Source organism: Streptomyces sp. NBC_00654 (assembly GCF_026341775.1).
In the GTDB taxonomy this organism is placed as follows: domain Bacteria; phylum Actinomycetota; class Actinomycetes; order Streptomycetales; family Streptomycetaceae; genus Streptomyces.
In genome coordinates, this window is record NZ_JAPEOB010000002.1 from 613095 (window position 1) to 631431 (window position 18337).

13 protein-coding genes are annotated in these 18337 nt (G+C 70.0%); 3 read left to right on the top strand and 10 right to left on the bottom strand.

Annotated features, from left to right (window positions below; all coding sequences use genetic code 11):
- Window positions 1-4: 4 nt before the first annotated feature.
- The 3 genes from OHA98_RS22965 to OHA98_RS22975 all read right to left on the bottom strand — a co-directional run bounded on the left by OHA98_RS22965 (window position 5) and on the right by OHA98_RS22975 (window position 2770).
- Window positions 5-1069: an alpha/beta hydrolase family protein gene (locus OHA98_RS22965; protein WP_266928619.1), complete on the bottom strand. Its 1065-nt coding sequence runs from the start codon at window positions 1067-1069 to the stop codon at window positions 5-7.
- 103 nt (window positions 1070-1172) lie between these two features.
- On the bottom strand, window positions 1173-2417 hold the full coding sequence (locus tag OHA98_RS22970; protein ID WP_266928620.1) for a serine hydrolase: 1245 nt from the start codon (window positions 2415-2417) through the stop codon (window positions 1173-1175).
- Between the two features lie 125 nt (window positions 2418-2542).
- Window positions 2543-2770, bottom strand: coding sequence for a hypothetical protein (locus OHA98_RS22975; RefSeq protein WP_266928621.1), 228 nt, complete (start codon window positions 2768-2770; stop codon window positions 2543-2545).
- A gap of 245 nt (window positions 2771-3015) precedes the next feature.
- Between OHA98_RS22975 and OHA98_RS22980 the strand changes: the two genes are divergently transcribed.
- On the top strand, window positions 3016-5538 hold the full coding sequence (locus tag OHA98_RS22980) for a helix-turn-helix domain-containing protein (protein ID WP_266928622.1): 2523 nt from the start codon (window positions 3016-3018) through the stop codon (window positions 5536-5538).
- An 89-nt stretch (window positions 5539-5627) separates the two neighbouring features.
- Complete coding sequence (locus tag OHA98_RS22985) at window positions 5628-7799, top strand: TerD family protein (RefSeq protein ID WP_266928623.1); 2172 nt, start codon at window positions 5628-5630, stop codon at window positions 7797-7799.
- A gap of 201 nt (window positions 7800-8000) precedes the next feature.
- On the opposite strand, the gene OHA98_RS22990 is transcribed toward OHA98_RS22985, so the two are convergent.
- From OHA98_RS22990 to OHA98_RS23005, 4 genes are all read right to left on the bottom strand, one after another.
- Window positions 8001-9449, bottom strand: coding sequence for a M1 family metallopeptidase (locus tag OHA98_RS22990; protein WP_266928624.1), 1449 nt, complete (start codon window positions 9447-9449; stop codon window positions 8001-8003).
- Between the two features lie 37 nt (window positions 9450-9486).
- Window positions 9487-10374, bottom strand: coding sequence for a M20/M25/M40 family metallo-hydrolase (locus tag OHA98_RS22995; RefSeq protein WP_266928625.1), 888 nt, complete (start codon window positions 10372-10374; stop codon window positions 9487-9489).
- Between the two features lie 349 nt (window positions 10375-10723).
- The gene (locus tag OHA98_RS23000) at window positions 10724-11464 is read right to left on the bottom strand and encodes a bifunctional 2-polyprenyl-6-hydroxyphenol methylase/3-demethylubiquinol 3-O-methyltransferase UbiG (protein ID WP_266928626.1); all 741 of its coding nucleotides are present in this window, start codon (window positions 11462-11464) and stop codon (window positions 10724-10726) included.
- Between the two features lie 73 nt (window positions 11465-11537).
- The gene (locus OHA98_RS23005; protein ID WP_266928627.1) at window positions 11538-12365 is read right to left on the bottom strand and encodes a M55 family metallopeptidase; all 828 of its coding nucleotides are present in this window, start codon (window positions 12363-12365) and stop codon (window positions 11538-11540) included.
- 304 nt (window positions 12366-12669) lie between these two features.
- On the opposite strand from OHA98_RS23005, the gene OHA98_RS23010 reads away from it, so the two are divergent.
- Window positions 12670-12876, top strand: a complete 207-nt coding sequence (locus OHA98_RS23010; protein WP_266928628.1) for a cold shock domain-containing protein — start codon at window positions 12670-12672, stop codon at window positions 12874-12876.
- 115 nt (window positions 12877-12991) lie between these two features.
- Here OHA98_RS23010 and OHA98_RS23015 read toward each other — a convergent pair whose 3' ends face one another.
- The 3 genes from OHA98_RS23015 to OHA98_RS23025 form a co-directional block, all read right to left on the bottom strand.
- Window positions 12992-14563 (bottom strand): ABC transporter substrate-binding protein, encoded by a 1572-nt coding sequence (locus tag OHA98_RS23015; RefSeq protein WP_266928629.1) that lies wholly within the window; start codon window positions 14561-14563, stop codon window positions 12992-12994.
- A gap of 541 nt (window positions 14564-15104) precedes the next feature.
- The gene (locus OHA98_RS23020) at window positions 15105-16430 is read right to left on the bottom strand and encodes a CHAT domain-containing protein (RefSeq protein WP_266928630.1); all 1326 of its coding nucleotides are present in this window, start codon (window positions 16428-16430) and stop codon (window positions 15105-15107) included.
- Window positions 16427-18112, bottom strand: coding sequence for a hypothetical protein (locus tag OHA98_RS23025; RefSeq protein ID WP_266928631.1), 1686 nt, complete (start codon window positions 18110-18112; stop codon window positions 16427-16429). Before OHA98_RS23025 ends, OHA98_RS23020 begins: the two co-directional genes overlap by 4 nt.
- Window positions 18113-18337: the final 225 nt, after the last annotated feature.

Consider the following 18337-nt stretch of genomic DNA (forward strand, 5'->3'; position numbering starts at 1 on the left):
GGTGTCACGCCGCTCCCGGCCGGTCGAACGAGGCCTGGAGCCGGGGGATGTAGTCCGCGAGCGCGGCGGACCAGCAGCCGTAGTTGTGACCGCCGTCGCAGGTGGGGGCCAGTGTCGCCCCGTTGCCGTAGGCGACGAGCCGGCTGTCGATTCCGAGCTGGTCCATGCGGGCCTTGACCCGTCGGGCGGCGATGTCGGTGAAGTGGTCGATGAGGCCCTGGTCACCGGTGTAGATCGTGGTCTCGACGCCGGTGAGCCTGGCCAGGTTGCTGGTGGCGGCGGGGTTGACCGCCTTCCAGACGCGATCCGCGTCGAAGACCGGGTAGGGCGAGCCGTAGATCGCGTCACTGTCGACGGTGGGTCCGTAGCCGGTGCACTTTCCGGTGCCGGACGGGCTGGATGTGCTCACGGCGCACCATGCGCCCGTGAGGTTGAGTTCCGTGGCCAGGACCGCGCCGCGGATCTCCGCCATGTCGAAGTCGAGGCCGCCCGACAGGGAGGCGGCATGGCCGAAGAGATCGGGCCGGGCTTCGGCGTAGTGCAGGGCCCCGGAACCTCCCATCGACAGGCCGACGACGGCCCGGTGGTCCCTGTCGGCGATGGTGCGCAGGTTCGCGTCGATGAAGGGGATGACCTGGTTCAGGTGGAAGGTCTCCCAATTCGCCGCGCCGACGGGCGTGTTCTGCATGACCCAGTCGGCGTACCAGCTCTTCAGGCCGCCGTCCGGCACCACGGTGATCATCGAGTCCGAGCGCAGCGCGGGGGCGGCCGCGGCGTCGTCCACGGTCCCTCCTCCGCCGTGCAGGAAGTACGTCACCGGCCACCGCTTGGCGGGGTCGGCCCGGTAGTCGCGGGGAAGGAAGATCCGGATCCTGTGCGGGCCGGACACCTCCGGGGTGGTCACGGTGATCGTGAAGTCGGTGTCGGAGTGCGTCACGGTGCCGTCGGCGACCTGGGTCAGGCCGAACCCGTCGGCCAGCACCGGAGGGGCCGAGCCCTCGGCGTGTGCGGACGGCGTCGCGAGTATCGCGGTGACGGTCATTGCCGTGGCAACGACCGCTGCTTTCATGTGCGGTCGCCAAGCGGCGAGCGGTGATTTCACGGTTGTCCTCTCCGAGTACGGGTTCCCGCGATGTGCGGGGGTTGCGGGGTCCACCGGGCTTGCGGGCGTCCTACAGTGCGCAGAAGGCGTCCACCGCGGCCTTGCCGGTGTCGAGCTGTCCCTTGGTGCCGCCCATCATGTGGAACTCGTTGTTCGCGTGCAGCACCTGCTTGTCGCCGTCCTCGCTGGTCAGCCACTGGCTGAAGTAGCCGAGCACCGCGCCGTTGTGCCCCCAGCCCCACTTTCCGCAGGGCAGCTGGAGATGCTGGATTCCGAGTCCGTAGGCGGACGTTCCCGAACTGTTCGCGGGCACGGTGGTCTTGAGTTCCGTCATCTGCGCGGGTGCCAGCAGCTTTCCGGTCAGCAGCGCCCTCCCGAAGGCCGCCAGGTCGTCGAGGGTCGACACCATGGCACCCGCGGGCCCGAAGATCTGCACGTCGGAGACCGTGACGTCGTAGGTGATGAACGTCACCGGGTGTACGTAGCCGCGCAGGTGGTTGCCGTAGATGACGGGATCGGTGGTGGGGAAGCCGGTGTCGGTCAGGCCCAGGGGTTCGATGATGCGCCGCGTGATCTCCTTGGCCGCGTCGGCGCCGGTGACGGCCTTGATGATCATGCCTGCCAGCACGTAGTTGGTGTTGGCGTAGCCGAACTTCTGGCCCGGTGCGGAGTTCGGGGCGTGCTGCGAGAGGGCGATGTCCACCAGCGTCTGCGGGGCCCAGGTCTGCCGCGGGTTGGAGTTGAGGAGATAGGGGCCGGCGATCTGCGGACTGCTGGAGTACTCGGGCAGGCCCGATGTGTGGTTGAGCAGCTGACGGACCGTGATCTTCGTTCCGTCGTAGCCATTGGCGTCGACCGCTCCCGGGAGCCAGCGGGCAACGGTGTCGTCCAGGGAGAGCCGCTGCTCGCCTTCGAGCTGGAGCAGTACGGCGGCGGTGAAGGCCTTGGTGTTGCTGCCGATCCGGAACTTCGCCTTCGGGTCGGCGGGCACCTTGGTGGAGAGATCGCCGACGCCCGCGCGCACGTACTCGGTGGTGTCGCCCTGGCGCACCATGCCGATCACGCCCGGGTATCCATCGGCGACCCCCAGTTCGGCGCCGGCCCGCAGCAGGTCGGCCGGGGTCCTGTCCGCGGCGTTCGCCGGGCCGACACCGCTCAGCAGGAGGCAGGTCATCACGGCGGCCGGCAGCAGCCATCGCCGGTGCTTCGGCCCCGGCGCGGGCCGCCTGCCGGCGCCGTCTGCAGGTGCGTTCCCCGTGTCCGACGAGGTACGGGCCGCAAGGGTGGCGAGCATGCTCATCTCTGTGTTCTCCATGGTGTTGAGTGACCCGATTCCACCCGGGCGCCGTGTGGTTCGACGAGCGGACGCAATCCGGGGTCTACGGGAATTCGGTGACGATCACGGGACAGTCCCCGGCCTCGGCCCTCAGCCCTCAGCCCTCAGCGCCGGCACGCGGCCGCGATGAGGAGCAGCAGAAGGAGGACTCCCACCGCCTGCACACATCCGCAGCCGCTCTCCACACCCTTCCGGCCGGTCTCGACCTGGCCGCCGGGGGGAATTCCGGGATGCCGCTTGGCGTAGTGGTCCATCTGCCGCTGCTCGCCCTGGGATTCACCGAGCCACGGCGTCTTGAACCCGCACTCGCCGCACCAGTAGCGGTATGCCATGTCGACTCCTCAGGGGCCGTGGTCGGTGGTCGCTGGTGTGTCCATGGGACGGGAGGCGTCCGTGCGGGGTGGTGGGGGGCCGCTCGGGGCCCCACGGAGTGCGTCACCCGGCGGCGGTGCCGGCCGGGCACCACTGATCGTGGCGTTCCCGCGGTTCGGAGGACAGGCCATGGCACCGGCCATGTATGACCGGTCGTCACGGTAGGCTCACGGCCGACCGCGCTCGGTGTGGAGGGGGAATCGAAGTGGCGGAGCAGTTGGGCCCGTTGCTGCGACGGCTGCGGACCCGGTCGGGGCTGACGCAGGAGCAGATGGCGGAGCGGTCCGGGGTGAGTGTGCGCACCATCCGCAGACTGGAGACGGGCAAGTCCAGAGATCACCGGCTGGGGACGCTGAACCTCTTGGCGGATGCGCTGGAGGCCGGGGCGGAGGACCGCCAGCGGCTTGCGGCCACCCTCACGAGCTCGCGGACCGTACCGGCTCCCGCGACGCCCGAGCCGGCCGCCCATGTGCTCGAAGCGGTCGAAGCGCCGGAAGCAGCCCCCGTGCTCGAAGCGGTCGATGGCCGCCCCTCGGCACAGCGTGCCGCCGCTCCCGCTCCCGCGCCTGTTCCCCTTCCCTCTCCCCTTTCCGTTCCTGTTCCTGTTTCCGGAAATGAGCGGCGGGCGTCTCCGAATCCCGGCGTACTCCCCACCGCGGCCGACGAGTTGGCGAGGGAGATCAGGCGTCGTTGGCGACGGGAGGAGGAGCAGCGCCGGGTGCACGACCCCTTTCCCCTGCCGGTGCGCTGGCAGTACGCGCCGTCCTCACTGACCGACCACCCCGAGAACATTCAGCGCCTGCCGTCGGGAGCGACGTCCCCGCACCTGGACCTCGGCGGTGATCTGCGGAATGTGGCCGAGGTCTACCGGCGGATCCCGTCCGGGCGGCTGATCGTTCTCGGCCGGGCCGGATCGGGCAAGTCGATTCTGACGATCAGGTTCGTCCTGGACTTCCTGGAGACCCGGGCCCCTCTCGACCGGGTGCCGGTGATCTTCAGTGTCGGGTCCTGGGATCCGACGGCCGTCGCGCTGCGGGACTGGCTGATCGACCGGCTGGTGCGGGACCATCCGCACCTCACCCGGCGGGCCCCCGGCGGGTCGACGCTGGCCGCCGCCCTGGTCGACGCGGATCTCGTACTCCCGGTCCTGGACGGGTTCGACGAGATCGCGGAAGGCCTCCGGCGTACGGCGCTGGAGGCACTCAACACCACCTCTCTCCCCCTTGTGGTGACCTGTCGGCGTGGTGAGTTCGCCGAGGCGGTCCAGGAGGCCGGCTCCCCGCTGGTGTGGGCGGCCGGTATCGAACTCGGCGACCTCACCCTCGACGACCTCACCGTCTATCTGCCCCGGACGGCCCGGCCGGTCGCCCGTGGGCACGGCCACAGCGACGGTGGGGCGTCATGGGATCCCGTACTGAGGGAACTGCGTGCCCGGGAGGGCGGCACGGAGCCCGCCCTCGCCAGGGTGCTGAGCACCCCTCTCATGATCACCCTGGCGCGGACGATGTACAGCGAAGCGCCCGGCAGCGATCCGATGGAGCTGCTGGACTCCGAGCGGTTCCCCGACGCGCACTCACTTGAGGAACACTTATTGGCGGGCTTCGTACCGACGGTCTACCGGCACCGCGCCGCCGAGCGGACCGCCGACGGGCGCCGGTCCCCGGAGCGGGACTGGGGCGCGGTGCGCGCCGAGCGCTGGCTCGGCCATCTCGCTCACCACCTGGCCCGGCTCGACCGTGAGCAGCAGGATCTCGCCTGGTGGCAGATAGGCAATTCGCTGCCTCTCCCGACACGCGTCATGACGGTCGTGGTGGCGTCCGCCGTGTGCGTCGCCGTCTCCGAGTGGCTCGTCGCCCTCCTGTTCGCGTCGTACACGATCGGCGAGGTCCTGCTGCTGGGCAGCCTGATGGGGTCGGTGGCCGGACTCGCCTTCGGATCCGTGTACGGGCTCATCGCCTCGTTCGGGGCCGAGGAGTTCGAGCCCGCCCAGGTGCGGCTGCGGCTGCCCGGCACCGGGGGCGGCGTCGGCCGCCGGCCGGTCCGCACGTTCACCGCCCGGTTCGGAACCGTACTGCTGGGCGGCTTCGTGATGGGGGTCGGGTGTGCGTGTGCCCTCGTCCTCCAGCGCCGGCTCTACCACGGGCTCCCGCTCGTCGATGATGCGGTGATCAAGGGCATGCTCATCAACATGCTGGCCTTCGGGCTGATCTTCGGGGCGGGCGCCGGGCTGGTGTTCGGGCTCCTGGCCGCGCTCGAAGCGCCGCTGGACATCTCCTCGGCCGCCACGCCGGCCGGTCTGCTGTCCTCGAACCGCGCGACAGTGCGCCGCCAGGTCCTCGTTCTCGTACCGGCGCTCACCCTCGCGATCGCCTTGGTCGGGCATCTGGTCACCTCCCTGCTCCAGGGGGTTCTGGGGCCGATGAACTGGAAGGTGTCGGACGGGCTCGTCATCGGTTCGGTCGGCGGGGTCGGGGGTGCGTTCTCGTACGCGCTCTCCTTCACCGCCTGGGGACGGTGGGTGGTCCTGTGCCGTATCTGGCTGCCTCTGACCGGCAAACTGCCCTGGGACACGGCCGCGTTCCTGGACGACGCCTATCGCCGAGGGGTGCTGCGCCGGGCCGGTGCCGTCTACCAGTTCCGTCATATCCGGCTCCAGCACCATCTGGGCAGGGTGTTCCGGGAGCAGCAGTCCGGCTATGCGCCGGCCACGTTCACGCGCCGGGGGTAGCTCTCGCCGCCGACCGCGCCGCCCGGTCGTACGTACGGTGTGCGAAAACCCGAATGCGTCGGCCTGCGCGGTTCTGGGAGCATGCCCGGATGGCACACCGCCTCGAACCCCTGGTCATCCGGCACGCGCACCGCCTCCCGGCCCCCTTCGGACCCGAAGGCCGGGGCGAGGGCGCGGCACGCCGGTTCGACGCCGCGCTGATGTCCGTCGGTTTCAAGCTCTCGGCCGCCCTGATGGAGCATCTGTCGGGGCTGGCCGAGGAGACCGTCGTCGACACGGCCGTGCGCACGCTGGACACCGTCCGCGAGATGACCGGCGACCATGTCCGGCACAACGTCTACTTCGTCGACTTCCCGGACAATGTGCCGGACACGTACGACTTCTGGATGCGGTGCCTCGCCGACGCGCTCGCCGACGATGCCTCACGGGAGAGCGTCCTTGCCCGGCTCAGCACCGGTGTGCTCGACCTGCTGACCCTCCCGTCGTACGGCAACTACCGGCACACGTACGCCGAGATGCTCGCCGCTCATGACGAGCTGATCGCGGCGGCGGGCGACCGGATGACGGTGCTGCATCTGGGCGGCAGCCCGGAGGACGAGGTCACCGCCCTGTACCTGGCCCTGGCAGGCAGCAGCACCCCGCTGGGCGAGGACGGGCTGCGCGACCTCGGGGCTCTCGCCGGGCACTGTGCCGACGGCCCCCAGCCGGAGGCGATCCCGGTACGGGAGGTCCGTGCCGTCATCAACCTCGCCCGCCTCCGCGCCGGCGGGGACCTGCTGCTGGACACGGTCACCGATGTGCTCCGTCTCGCCTGCGCGTTGTCGGACGGCGATGTGACCCTGGTGGAACCCACCCGGTTCCGGTCGCTGTCCCGGCCGGTCCGCCGCGCCCTGATCGCCGGACTCGACGCGGTCGTCGCGGCGGCCCCCGCCAAGCTCGCCGATGTCACCGCGCACCGCGAGGCGTTCAAGCGGCTCGGCGAGCGCCTCCACCCGCACGAGTACCCGGGCCGGCCGCACGCCGCCGATGTGTTCGCCGTGGCCCGGGGGGAGAAGGAGGCCCGGTCCTTCGACAGCCACGTCGAAGAGCTGCTGGGCCTGAACGACGTCACGGGGGCTGTGCGGCTGCTGACGGCGGCCCCGGGCAAGCTGTTCCGCTCCCTGGACCGTCTGCTGCGCGTCTGCCGCACCCAGGATGAGCGCGATGCCGTCGTGGCCGCTGCCGAGCAGGTCGCCCCGCAGGTCTCCGGCCGGGTCCTGTTGTCGGTCCGCGAGCACTTCCACAACCGTGTGCGGGAGACGGGCGGCCGCCGCGTCTTCGTCAACGGCCACGGCCGGGCCTGGGTCACCGCCGACACCCGCCCTCCCGTGCCGCTGCCCGAGCGCGAGCGCCTGACCGCAGTTCTCGACGCTCAGACGCGCAGCCGCCTTCCGGAGCCGGAGCACCTCCTGATCGACCCCGGCATGCTCGATGTCGCACTCCCGCTCAGCGGCCGGGCGACGGCCTCCGGTCTCGGCGTGCTGCCACGCGGTTCCCTCTCCCCCGTCGACGGTGAGCTGCTGCGCTTCTTCGTCCACTGGAAACAGACGGAGCACAGAACCGACTACGACCTGTCGGCGCTGATGCTGGACGCCTCGTACGCGACCGTCTCCTGGTTGTCGTACACCGCTCTCTCGGACGTCGGGGGCGTGCATTCCGGCGACATCACCGACGCGCCCGACGGCGCCTCGGAGTTCATCGATCTGCGCCTGGACGCCGTGCGCGGCACATTCATCGTTCCGCAGGTCAACATCTTCGCGGGGGAAGGCTTCGAAGAGGTCGAGGAGTCGTTCTTCGGCTTCATGCTGCGCGACGCCGAGCAGCGGGGCCGTCCCTTCGAGCCGCGTACCGTGCGCATGAAGTCGGAACTGCGTGGTCCGGGCCGGGTCGCGCTGCCCCTGGTGTTCCTGCGCGGGAGCGACGGCCGGTGGTACGCCAAGTGGCTCCACCTGTATCTCCGGGGCGCTCCGCACGCCAACCGCGTCGAGGGGAACCGGGTGTCCGTCGCGACGCTGGTGCGGGGCATCGTCGAGCGCGATCACCTCACCGTCCGGTATCTCACCGGCCTGATGGCCGGTCGCGCGACGGCCGTCACGCGCTGGGACGGCGTTTCGGTCCCGGCCGGCCCCGTGACCTACATCGGTCGGGAACGCCCGGACGGGCTGCACCCGGATTCACTGGTCATCACCCCGGAAAACCTGCGTGCCCTGATCCCCGGCTGACTGCTAACGTGTGCCCCGGCGAGGCCATGGACGGACTTCCTTCTCACTCCTCTCACAGATCCAGTCCCTCCGCTTTCCTTGCCCTCGACATCATGCCGGGGTGCCGAACGGCACCCCGGCATCGTCGTCTTCGTCACCGGGACGGGCGGCCGGGCATTCCCCCGGCCGTTCCCCGCCTCCGGGAAGGGCCGCCGTTCCCGGCTACCGGTCCCCTGCCGCCGCGACGGCGCCGAGGCTCGTGGGGTACAGGTATTTCCGCTCCGGAATGACGGTGCCGTGCACCCAGGCGTCGAAGAACCCGGTGAGGTCCCGCTGCGGCGAGACCTTCTTCGCGAGCGCCTCGAACTGCGGCCAGGAGGCGTTCCCGTAACGGTGTTCCTTCTGCCATCTCCTGAGGGTCCCGAAGAAGGCCGCGTCCCCGACGGTCCGCCGCAGGGCGTGCAGCATCAGCGGCCCCTTGTCGTACAACGCCGGGTCCAGTTCCTTGCCCTGGCCCGGGTCGTAGAGCTTCACGTTCCAGAACCCGGGGTTCTCCCTGTTCTCCTCCACCGTGTCGGCGTAGAAGCCGGTGTCGAGGTCGGCACCGCCCTTCTCCTCCCACAGCTGGTTCGTGTACTGGGCGAAGCACTCGGCGAGGCAGCCGTCGCGCCAGTCCGAGAACGAGACGCTGTTGCCGAACCACTGGTGGGCGTACTCGTGGACCATCGAGGCGTCGAACATCATGCCCTCGTACGTCGGACGGCTCTGGGTCTCCAGTGCGAGGGGGCCACTGCCGTCGTCGATCGGCCGGCCGGTGACGATGCCGCCGGCCGAGGAGAAGGGATACGGGCCGAACTTCGAGGACAGGAAGCCGATGATCTCCGGGAGCAGTGCCTCGGCGTCGGGATCGATCACGGCACCGGGGCCGTACGCGTTGATCACCGGGGTGCCGTCGGCCAGTTTCGAGGTGTTGACGGTGAACTTGCCGATGGCGATGGTGCTGACGTAGGTGGCGAGCGGCTTGTCCTCGTACCAGCGGAAGGTCTTGGTGCCGTCGGCGGATGAGGTGGCCGGGCCGGGGCGGCCGTTGCCGATCACGGTCCAGGTATCGGGGACCGTCGCGGTGAGCCGGAAGGTGGCCTTGTCGGACGGATGGTCGTTGGCGGGGTACCAGGCGGTGGCGGAGTGCGGTTCGCCGGTCACGTTCGCCCCGCCGTCGGCGAATCTGTGCCAGCTCCTGCCGACGGGCTTGCCGGAGTAGCGGACGCGTACGGCGAAGTGTTGCCCCTTGGCGATCCGGCGGGCCGGGGTGATGACCAGTTCGTGCGCCCCGCTGCGGGTGAAGCTCTTGGCGGGGCTGCCGTCGACGGTGACCGATCCGACCTCGAAGCCCTCCAGGTCCAGGTTGAGGCGGTCGAGGCCGCCGGTGGCCGTGGCGCTCACGGTGGTGTCGCCGGTGAGGCGGTCGGGGCGGGCCGGGTCGTAGGCCACGCGGACGTCGTAGTGGGAGACGTCGTACCCGGGGTTCCCGTCGTCGGGGAAGTACGGGTCCCCGATGCCGGTCCCGGCGCCGACGGCGGTGGCCGCGGAGGGCACGGCGGTCAGCAGTACGCTGCCCGCCAGGATGCCCACCAGCGCGGGATAGCGGTGCCGTCTCGTTGTGCTGTGCATAGGTCCTGTTCCCAGCCGTGGTGGCGGTGGTCGGTGATCAGTGGGTGACGAGCTGCCAGGTCACACCGAGGACGGCGTTGGCGCTGAGGGTCTGGACTCCGGGGTCCACGTTGCCGATACGGTCGCACGCGTCGTGGTAGCAGTCGCCGAGGCCGGTGCTGAAGCCGGAGACCGGGATTCCGGCGTCGCCGAAGGACTCGTGGTCCGAACCTCCGATACCGACGTCGAACGTGGGCAGCCCCTCGGCCGCGAAGTACGCCTCGAACGCCTCCGTGGCCCTGGGCTCGTCATGGACGACAAGCCACTGCCGCACGCTCCTGGTGCCGGTCATGTCGAAGTTGAGATAGACGTCGATCTCCTTTCGCTCGGCGGCGGAGAGCTTGCCCACATAGTCCTTGGAGCCGATCAGGCCCTGTTCCTCCGCACCCCACCAGGCGAACCGCAGGTGACGCTCGGGCGCGACGCCCGCCCGCGACATGGCGACGGCGGTGGCGAGCACGGCGGCCGAGCCGGAGCCGTTGTCGTTCATTCCGGGCCCCGCCTCGACGCTGTCGAGATGGGCGCCGACGAGAACGACGTGGTCCGGGTCGCCGCCCGGCCAGTCCGCGATGAGGTTGTACCCGGGGGCGCCGTTGTGCGTGAACGGCCGCAGACTCGTACGGAAGCCCGCCCTGTCCAGCACACCCTTCACATACGTCAGCGACTGCTGGAATCCCCTGGTGCCGTGGGCGCGGTTGCCGCCGGTACGGTCCGCGACGGCCTGGAGGGCCCGCAGGTGCGGCATGACCTGTTCCGTGGTGACCACGGGGGCGTGCGGCGACTTCTGCTCCGGGGGTGGGGACGCGGCTGCGGCGGGGGCGGCGGCCAGGGCCGCACACAGGCCGAGCACCACGCCCGTGCGCCGGATCCGGCGGGATATGTCCATGCGGGACTCTCTCCTTGAGGGCAGGGGCGGAACGTCCGGCGTGGAGCCGGAGAACGAGAGTCGCCGGTGGGTGTCAGGAAACTGTCAGAAACCTGTGTCCGCCCGGTAGTTCGTCGCGCACGGGCGGCACATGCGCGCCGGTACCGCCCCGTCCGGGCGCGGCCCGCCCGTGGTGGACCTTGCGTACCCTGATACGCGTCGAGGCCGCACGGGCTGCTCCGCGCGGCGGCGACCGTCGCGGGCGTGGTCCTGCTGTGACGCCCGGCCCGCAACGGGCCGGGGACTTGACGCGGCAGTGCGTCGTGCGGACAGGGGCGCCCCGGCGAAGGCGGCTTCTCCGCACCACGAGCTACCCGTGTGGGAGCCGGTAGACGGAGACATGTGAGCGCGAATCGGCGGTGAACTCGCCTCCCCGCCAGTCGGCGTGCCGGGATTCCAGCTCGAAGCCCGCCAACTCGGCCATGAGGTCCAGCTCTGCGGGCCAGATGTAGCGGTGCGGGCTGCGGAACACCTGCGACGTCCCGTCGTCGTCGAACCGGAAGTGGTGGGAGACGACTTGCTGGCGCAGCACGTCGTAGGTGTCCAGACCGATGTAGCCGGTCTCGGACTGCCAGACCACGGCCTGTTGTCCCGGCGGGAGCTTCCTCAGTTCCGGGACCCACAGCTCGATCACGAACCGTCCGCCCGGTGCGAGGTGGCGGGCGGCATTGCGGAAGCAGGCGACCTGTTCCGCCTGGGTGAGCAGGTTGGAGATGGTGTTGTAGACGAGAAAGACCAGCTGGAATGTGCCGGGGGCTCCGGCGGTCGCCATGTCTCCCACGACGACCGGGATCGTCGCGGCATCCGCCTTCGTCCGCAGCCGGTCGATCATCGGCTGTGACAGCTCGATGCCGGTGACCGGCACTCCGCGCCGTACGAGCGGGACGGCCACACGGCCGGTTCCGATGGCGAACTCCAGCACCCGCCCGCCATCGGCGAGTTCGGCGAGACGGTCGAGCACCGGGTCCAGGGTCTCCGGCGCGAACATTCCGGTGCCGGGCGTGTCATAGCTCCGGGCGGCTTCGGTGTTCCAGATCTGGTTCTGTCGCATGCCGCCAAGAATTCCTCGGGCGAGCGGCGATGTCGACGGATTTCCGGCCCCCGCGCGCCCGAGTGACCGGCCCTCAGCGCGGCTTGATGGTGGCGAGCTGTACGAAGAGGAGGACCAGTTTGTAGGCATCGGCGAAGTCGGCGGCGGTGAAGGTGACCGTCCGGCTGCCCTCGGCGCGGGAGACTCCCGGTACGAGTGTCGCCAGGTCGGCCGTGGACGGGTTGTGGAGATCGATCTCGACATCGAGCGGCCCGGCGATGGTCAGCGGCGGGACCGGCACGGTCCGCCTCACCGCTTCGGCGGCCGCCTCGCGCAGGCGCTCCCGGGCCACCTCGGGGTGCAGGGTGACAGCGGCGGCCTGGCCGAGTGCCTGCTTGACCGGAACGGTGGCCGCGGCGGGGACCAGGGCGAGGAGTTCGGCGCAGGCCGCGTCGTCGCCGCTGAGCAGTACGACCGGCACGCCCAGGTGCCCTGCCATGGCCGTGTTGAGACCGATCTCCCCCAGGGAACGTCCGGCCACGCGCACATCGAGGATGTCGTCGCTCATGGAGTGCGACAGCACGCCGGGCCCGCCGCCGGCACGGGCGTGATAGCCGATCAGGAACACGGCGTCGGTGTCCTCGTCCAGCCCCCCGAGCATGCCGAACGGGCGCGGCTTCCCGCGTACCAGCCGTACCCGTCGGTCCAGTTCCTCCGGCAGCAGACTGCGGTACGTGCCATGGGCGTCGGCGACCAGAACCTCGGCGGACGGTTCGGCGTCCAGGACTCCGGCGACCACGGCGTTCGCTTCGGCCGTCATCAGTGCCCGGCCTCGTTCGAAGTCGTAGCGGTCCGGGTTCGTCTCGGTGGGATGCACGATCCCCGAAACGCCTTCGATATCGACCGAGATAAGGATCTTCATACCTCCGGGACCCTACGCGACGGGCCGACGGGGCGCGCCCGGATCGGCGGATCAGCGGCGCCATCCCTCCGGGCGGCCGGAGGGGCGCGGCCCCACGCATTTCCGCGAGCCCAGTTGTGACCCCGCACGCCCCTTCCCACCCCTGTGCAACACGCGTGCCCATGAAGGGTTCGGGAAGGTAGCCGAGCATGGGATTTCGCACGGTTTTCGCCCACCTCTGCGGTTCCGTTCCGCGGCTTCGCCGTTCCGCCGACCGCCCGGTACCCGTTCCGCCGGGTCGGGCACGGCCGACAGGCACGCCGTCGTGAGCGAGCGCTGCGAGGGGATCGTTCAGTTCTACAGCTCCGCCGAGGGGTACGGATTCGTCGTCCCGCACGGCCGCAAGGAGCCGCTGTACCTCACGGCTGACGACATCGACGCCGAACGCCGGGTCCTCTCGGAGGGCCAACTGGTGTCCTTCGTCATCGAACTCGGCCAGGGCAGGTTCGTGGCCCGGAACGTCCGCCCATGAATCGGGGCGGCCGAAGCCGTGGCCCCGCCGTACTCCACGCTGCGGTCCCGCCCCGCCCGCCGGGACCGCGGCCTCACAAGGATGGGCCCCGGCCGGACGTCTGCCGGCACACGCCCTAATAGGCGGTGCTGAGTTCCCAGAACCGGAAGACGGTGGAGGTGTCCAGGCAGTTCTGCAGGCCTCGGATGTCCTCGTGGGCGACCGCGTACTGCTTGCCCTGCCAGAGCGGCAGCATCGGCAGCTGCTGCGCCACGATGTCCTGGAGCTTCATGTACTCCTGCCGGGTGTTCGCGCGGTCGGTCATCGACGAGGTCTGAGGGATGATCTTGTCGGTGATCTCCTTGTTCTCGTAGTTGTTCGACAGGACGTTGCCCGCGCCGAAGAACGGCTGGGTGAAGTTGTCCGGGTCGGGATAGTCCGGCACCCAGCCCTTGACGTATACGCCGTACTTGCCTTCGGCGATGCCCTTCTCGTACTCGTCGAAGGGGACGGACTTCATCCTGGCGTCGAACAGTCCGCTCTGGTTCAGCTGGTCGGCGATGGTCCGCAGTTCGTCGTCGGTGGCGGGGCCGTAGCGGCTCGGGGTGGACCAGAGGGTGAGTTCCACCTTGTCCGTGATCCCCGCGTCCCGCAGCTCCTCCTTGGCCTGCTTCGGCTGCGGGCTGTCGCCGTACGTGTCGAAGAAGGACGTGCCGTGGCCGGTGATGCCGACCGGGACGACCGAGTAGAGCGGTGTCGCCGTGGACTGGTAGACCTCGCTGACCAGGGAGTAGCGGTCGATGAGATAGGCGATGGCCTTGCGCACCGCGAGCTTCCCGACCACGGGGTCGTCGACGTTGAACACCATGTGCTGGACTTCGGCACTGTTGCCCTGGACGACGTCGATCCCTTCCTTCTCCTCGGTGGACGAGGTGTCCAGAGCGGCGATCGCCTTGGCGCTGAGGCCTCGGTAGGCGATGTCGACATCGCCCTTCTCCAGGGACGACTGAAGGGCCTGCTGGTTGCCCCGGAAGAGCTGGAGCGTGACGCCGGAGTTCTTCACCTCGGCGGTTCCCCGGTACCCGGAGTAGACCGAGAAGACGGCCTTCGACTCCTCGATGGAGTCCAGCTTGTAGGGGCCGGAGCCGACCGCCTTGCCGCCCTCCAGCAGACCGTCCTTGGGGTAGATCTGACGGTCCACGATGGAACCGGCACCCGACGCGATCTTGCTGGGGAAGGTGGCGTCGGGCACCTTGAGGCGGAAGACGACCGTCTTCTCGTCCGGGGTGTCGATCGACGCGATCGTGGAGAGCAGCGGTGCCGGACCGGCCGGGTCGTTGATCTTGATCGTCCGGTCGAAGGAGTATTTGACGTCCGCCGACGTGAGGCTGTTGTCGTTGCTGAACTTCAGCCCGTCCCGCAGGGTGCACGTATAGGTCTTGCTGCCGTCCGAGAACTTGCACTCCTTCGCGGCTTCCGGGACGGGGGTGGAACCCCCGGGCGGGAAGCTCAACAAGGACTGGAAGACATTGTTGAACAGCAGCCAGGAGCCGGGGTCGTATCCCGCAGCCGGATCCGTGGCCAGAATGTCGTCGGACATCCCGACAACTATCCTTTCCTTGTCGTCCTGGGAACCGCAACCCGCCAGTATCAGCGCTGCCAGTACCCCGGCGATAAGGGTGATCGGCCGCCTCGTACGAACCTTCACAGAACGTGCCTCATACTCTCGGCCGGCCGCGTGGGGGGTGTCCCCGGACAACCGGATCAGGTCAGAAACGACGGCGAACGCCGCGCCCGTCCAGCACTGCCGACCCGACCGGGGCGGTGGTGCGGACCGGCAGACTGACCGGACTCGGTGTTCGCCAGGAACTCCATACATGGTGATTGACCGCCAAATGCCAGCTGGTGAAAGGCAGTTGACAGATCATGATCGATCTCGTGGTGGTGATTGACAATCTACTGGGATACCGCGATGCACGGTGGAACATCGTACGAAAAAAATCTTCGTTCGGCAGCTCTCCGAACCCGCGCGGGCCCAAACCCGCGAAAGGGTGTCCGGACATCTCGGAAATCCGACTCGTCAAGCCGGATGCTTCATGCCTCAGTACAACCTGTCGGTCTATACGAACAGATTGAGGACCTTGAGGTGAACGCCGAACGACCGCATGCCGCAATCGAGCTGCCCCAGGGGTCCGGGTGGGACCGGGACGCCGCAATGCGTCCGCCCCGTACCGGTGGACGTCCGCCTGTCACACCACGATGCAGGTCATCGCCGCCCACAACAGGGGGGAGTGTTCGATGCGTCCGCCGGTGCGCCAGCGGTCCAGCTGCTCCCGCTGCCAGCGGCCGAGCCGGTGCACGGGGTCACGGTGCTCATGGGCGGTGTCGACGGCGATGACCGCCTCCGACAGCGGCCGTACGGACTCCGCCACTCCGGCCAGCCGGTGGAACGCGAGGTTCGTCGGCAGCGCCCAGCGGGTGGCGGTGACCAGTTCCGCACCGTTGTGGATCATCGCCGTCGCCAGGCCGAAGGATTCGGCGAACCGCAGATCGCCACCGCTCTCACAGGCGATCAGCGCGACCCGGCGTGGCGCGGGCCACAGTTCGGCCCCCGCCGCACCGTCCGCCCGGAAGGGCAGAGTGCCGAGGAGGAGGTCCTTGGCCGACAGCGGCCGGTGGGTGCGGACCACATCGGTGAGGCCTTCCGTTCCCGGACCGCAGCACAGATGGAGCGTGACGTCCTCGCTCTGCCCGCCCCCGACAGGCGCACTGCTCACATGTCCGACATACATCAGCCTGTCCGCGCCCTCGCGCAGCACACGGCTCAGCCAGTCCCGGTCCAGGTCCGTACGCCGGAAGGCTTCCGCCGCCGTACGTACCGGCGGTACGACACCGCCCGAGTCGAGGCGGCTCCGCACGAGCGAGAGCAGCGCGGGGTCCGAGCCCGGAGGCCCGAGTACGGAGCCGAGCGGGGAGTCGGCCCGGAAGCCGGGCACCCTGGGGTCGAGGACGAGGACGACGGCGCCCCCGTCCGAGGCCGGGCGTCCGGCGCGGTCCGGGCGCCGCAACGAGACCGGTGCGGTCGTCACGACATCCGCGAGGTCGATGAGCCGGACGTCGTCACCGTCGACGGCGAGCAGTTCCCACGGCACCTGGGCGACCCGGGGCGAGGGCTGGATCCGGATGCGGGGCCGCACGCCGCCCGCCGACACATGGCGGATCTGCGCGGTCAGCCCCGGCGGCCACAATGCCTCGGAGAGGATCCGCGCGAGGCGGTACTCGCTCGCGTGCCCGGCCATCGCCCCGGAGTCGAACGCGCGCCGCATCCCCTCCGCACCGTCGGCCCGGATCGCTCGGCCGGCCGTTCCCGTCGTACCGTCCGCGCCGCCCGCACCGGTGCCGTCGGCCGGGCCCGCTCCCGGCAGCGCGGCGGCCAGCGCGCCGACCGCCCGGTCGACCTCGGCGCCGGGCGCGTGCCCGGTGCCGAACCCGCGGGCCCCGCTCGTCCATGTCCAGGTCATGAACAGGTCACCGGCGTCGGCCAGCCGGACCTGAACCACCGGACGGTCCGTCACGTCGTCGGCATCCAGAGCGACACCTCTTCCTCACTCACGATCCGCCGGTGATAGCGGAATTCGGCCGCCTCGACATACTCCTGGAGCGCGGTGCGGCCGGACTCCGGCGACATCCGCACCTTCGGCGGCGGCGCCACACGCAGTCCGACCGAGGCGGCGGCCTCCGCCGCACCGCCCCCCATCAGCGTCGGACCGCCGCCGTGCCCGTGGGTCTTCATCCCGGAGGCCGGAAACACGCCTTCGGCGTCCCTGCCGGACCACACCCTCACGGGGGCCGTAAGCGAAGTCTCCGGCGGCGTACGGTCCAGGGCGAGCGAGGCACCCGCGCAGCGGTGCTCCACGAGTTCGAAGAGAAGCCCCTGATCCTGGCGGCGTACGGCGAGGCGGAAGACCAGGCGCATCGCGTCGTCGGCCAGTTCCAGCCACTGGCTGCGCGCGTGGGTGGTGACGAAGTCGTACCGTGCCGCTTCCAGGGCCAGCGCGGCGGGCAGCGCGAGGGAGACAGCGGTGCCGATGGACTCCATCAGCCGGTCCCCGTGATCCGTCCGGTTCATGTTGTCCTCGAGGGCCGCGGCGAGCATGAGGTCCACCTGTGCGCACCGCTCGTACACTCCCTGCGCCTCGTACACCTCGCGCGCCTGCTGGGACAGCCGGCGCATCCCGGTGATGTCCCCCCGGGCGTAGGCCTGCTGGGCGGACAGCAGCCTGGTGTCGGCGGTGGCGACAGCGGCACCGAGCCGTTCGAAGCGGGCCAGGCTCGAGTCCATCAGGCCGGCCGCGCGGGCGGGATCGCCGCGCAGCCCGGCGAGAAAGCCCCGCGCCTGCTCGCAGACCGCCAGATCACCGAACTGCCGCTGCCGCTCGAAGACCGCGGACGCCTCGGCGTACAGCCGCTCAGCGAGGTCCAGGTCGCCCCGGCGCATCGCGGCATACGCCCGGTGCGCCGTCAGCTGCTGCCGCTCACCGGTGTCCGCCGTTGCCCGATAGCCCTCCTCCGCGCGGGCGAAGTAGTCCTCGGCGGATGCGAACCGGCCGGTCGAGGCGCAGATCAGCCCGAGTCCGCTCAGCAGGCGCGGCACGGCGGGGACCACTGTCGCGGGCGTGGTGGCCACCAGCGCCGAGGCCAGTTCCTCGGCCATGCCCCATTCGCCGCGCTCGATCAGCAGATGTACCCGGTTCAGGCCCAGTTCGGCGGTGCGCCATCCCTCGGGATCGTCGAATTCCGGCAGCAGCGCCGCCGCTTCGTCCAGGGATGCCAGTGCCTCGTCCAGCCTCCCGGACCCGCGCAGCAGGTCGGCGCTGCCGAGCAGCGTCTTCACCAGCACCTCCAGCCACCGCTGGCGGCCCAGCGGCCCCATCGGCTCGGACCGGATGCCGCGCAGGAGTCCGAGAGCCCGCTCGATCGGTTCCGCCGCGGCGGCCGGATCCGCGGCCATGAGCCGGAGCACTCCGATGTTGGACATCAGGTGTGCCCGCAGGAACCGCACATCGGCCGTGTCCTCCATGCTCCCGGCCAGGGTGAGCAGCTCCGCGCAGACAGCCCCGGCCGCGGCGAGATCCGGGGTCGTCTGATGGTGCTCCACCAGCGCGAGGCCACTGTCGAACGGCTCGCCGAACAGCGGCGCCGCAACGTTGTCGGCCGGCTCCGGGTCCATCGGGTTCCTCCCGTCCATGGGGTCCATCGGGTTCTCCGCCTGCCCGGGGAGTTGTCCGGCACGTTGGCCGGCCCGGCTTGCCGGGAGGGGCACTGGGCGTGTGTCGAAAGTAGCGCCGTCCGCCCGAAGGGCGGGGCTCACGGCGTCCGGTGCGTGCGATCGCAAGGCGGAACTTTCGGCACACGCCCTAAGGCGGGCGCACGACGACAGCTACGGCACCTCGCGGCGTTGTCGGAACGCCCGCATACATTC

What these genes read in the sequence shown, in the direction of transcription:
- OHA98_RS22975 (WP_266928621.1), bottom strand. Translation starts at nt 2,770, where the DNA reads ATGGCATACCGCTACTGGTGCGGCGAGTGCGGGTTCAAGACGCCGTGG.
- OHA98_RS22990 (WP_266928624.1), bottom strand. Translation starts at nt 9,449, where the DNA reads ATGCACAGCACAACGAGACGGCACCGCTATCCCGCGCTGGTGGGCATC.
- OHA98_RS23025 (WP_266928631.1), bottom strand. Translation starts at nt 18,112, where the DNA reads ATGGACCCCATGGACGGGAGGAACCCGATGGACCCGGAGCCGGCCGAC.
- OHA98_RS22970 (WP_266928620.1), bottom strand. Translation starts at nt 2,417, where the DNA reads ATGGAGAACACAGAGATGAGCATGCTCGCCACCCTTGCGGCCCGTACC.
- OHA98_RS22985 (WP_266928623.1), top strand. Translation starts at nt 5,628, where the DNA reads ATGGCACACCGCCTCGAACCCCTGGTCATCCGGCACGCGCACCGCCTC.
- OHA98_RS23000 (WP_266928626.1), bottom strand. Translation starts at nt 11,464, where the DNA reads ATGCGACAGAACCAGATCTGGAACACCGAAGCCGCCCGGAGCTATGAC.
- OHA98_RS22965 (WP_266928619.1), bottom strand. Translation starts at nt 1,069, where the DNA reads ATGAAAGCAGCGGTCGTTGCCACGGCAATGACCGTCACCGCGATACTC.
- OHA98_RS22995 (WP_266928625.1), bottom strand. Translation starts at nt 10,374, where the DNA reads ATGGACATATCCCGCCGGATCCGGCGCACGGGCGTGGTGCTCGGCCTG.
- OHA98_RS23005 (WP_266928627.1), bottom strand. Translation starts at nt 12,365, where the DNA reads ATGAAGATCCTTATCTCGGTCGATATCGAAGGCGTTTCGGGGATCGTG.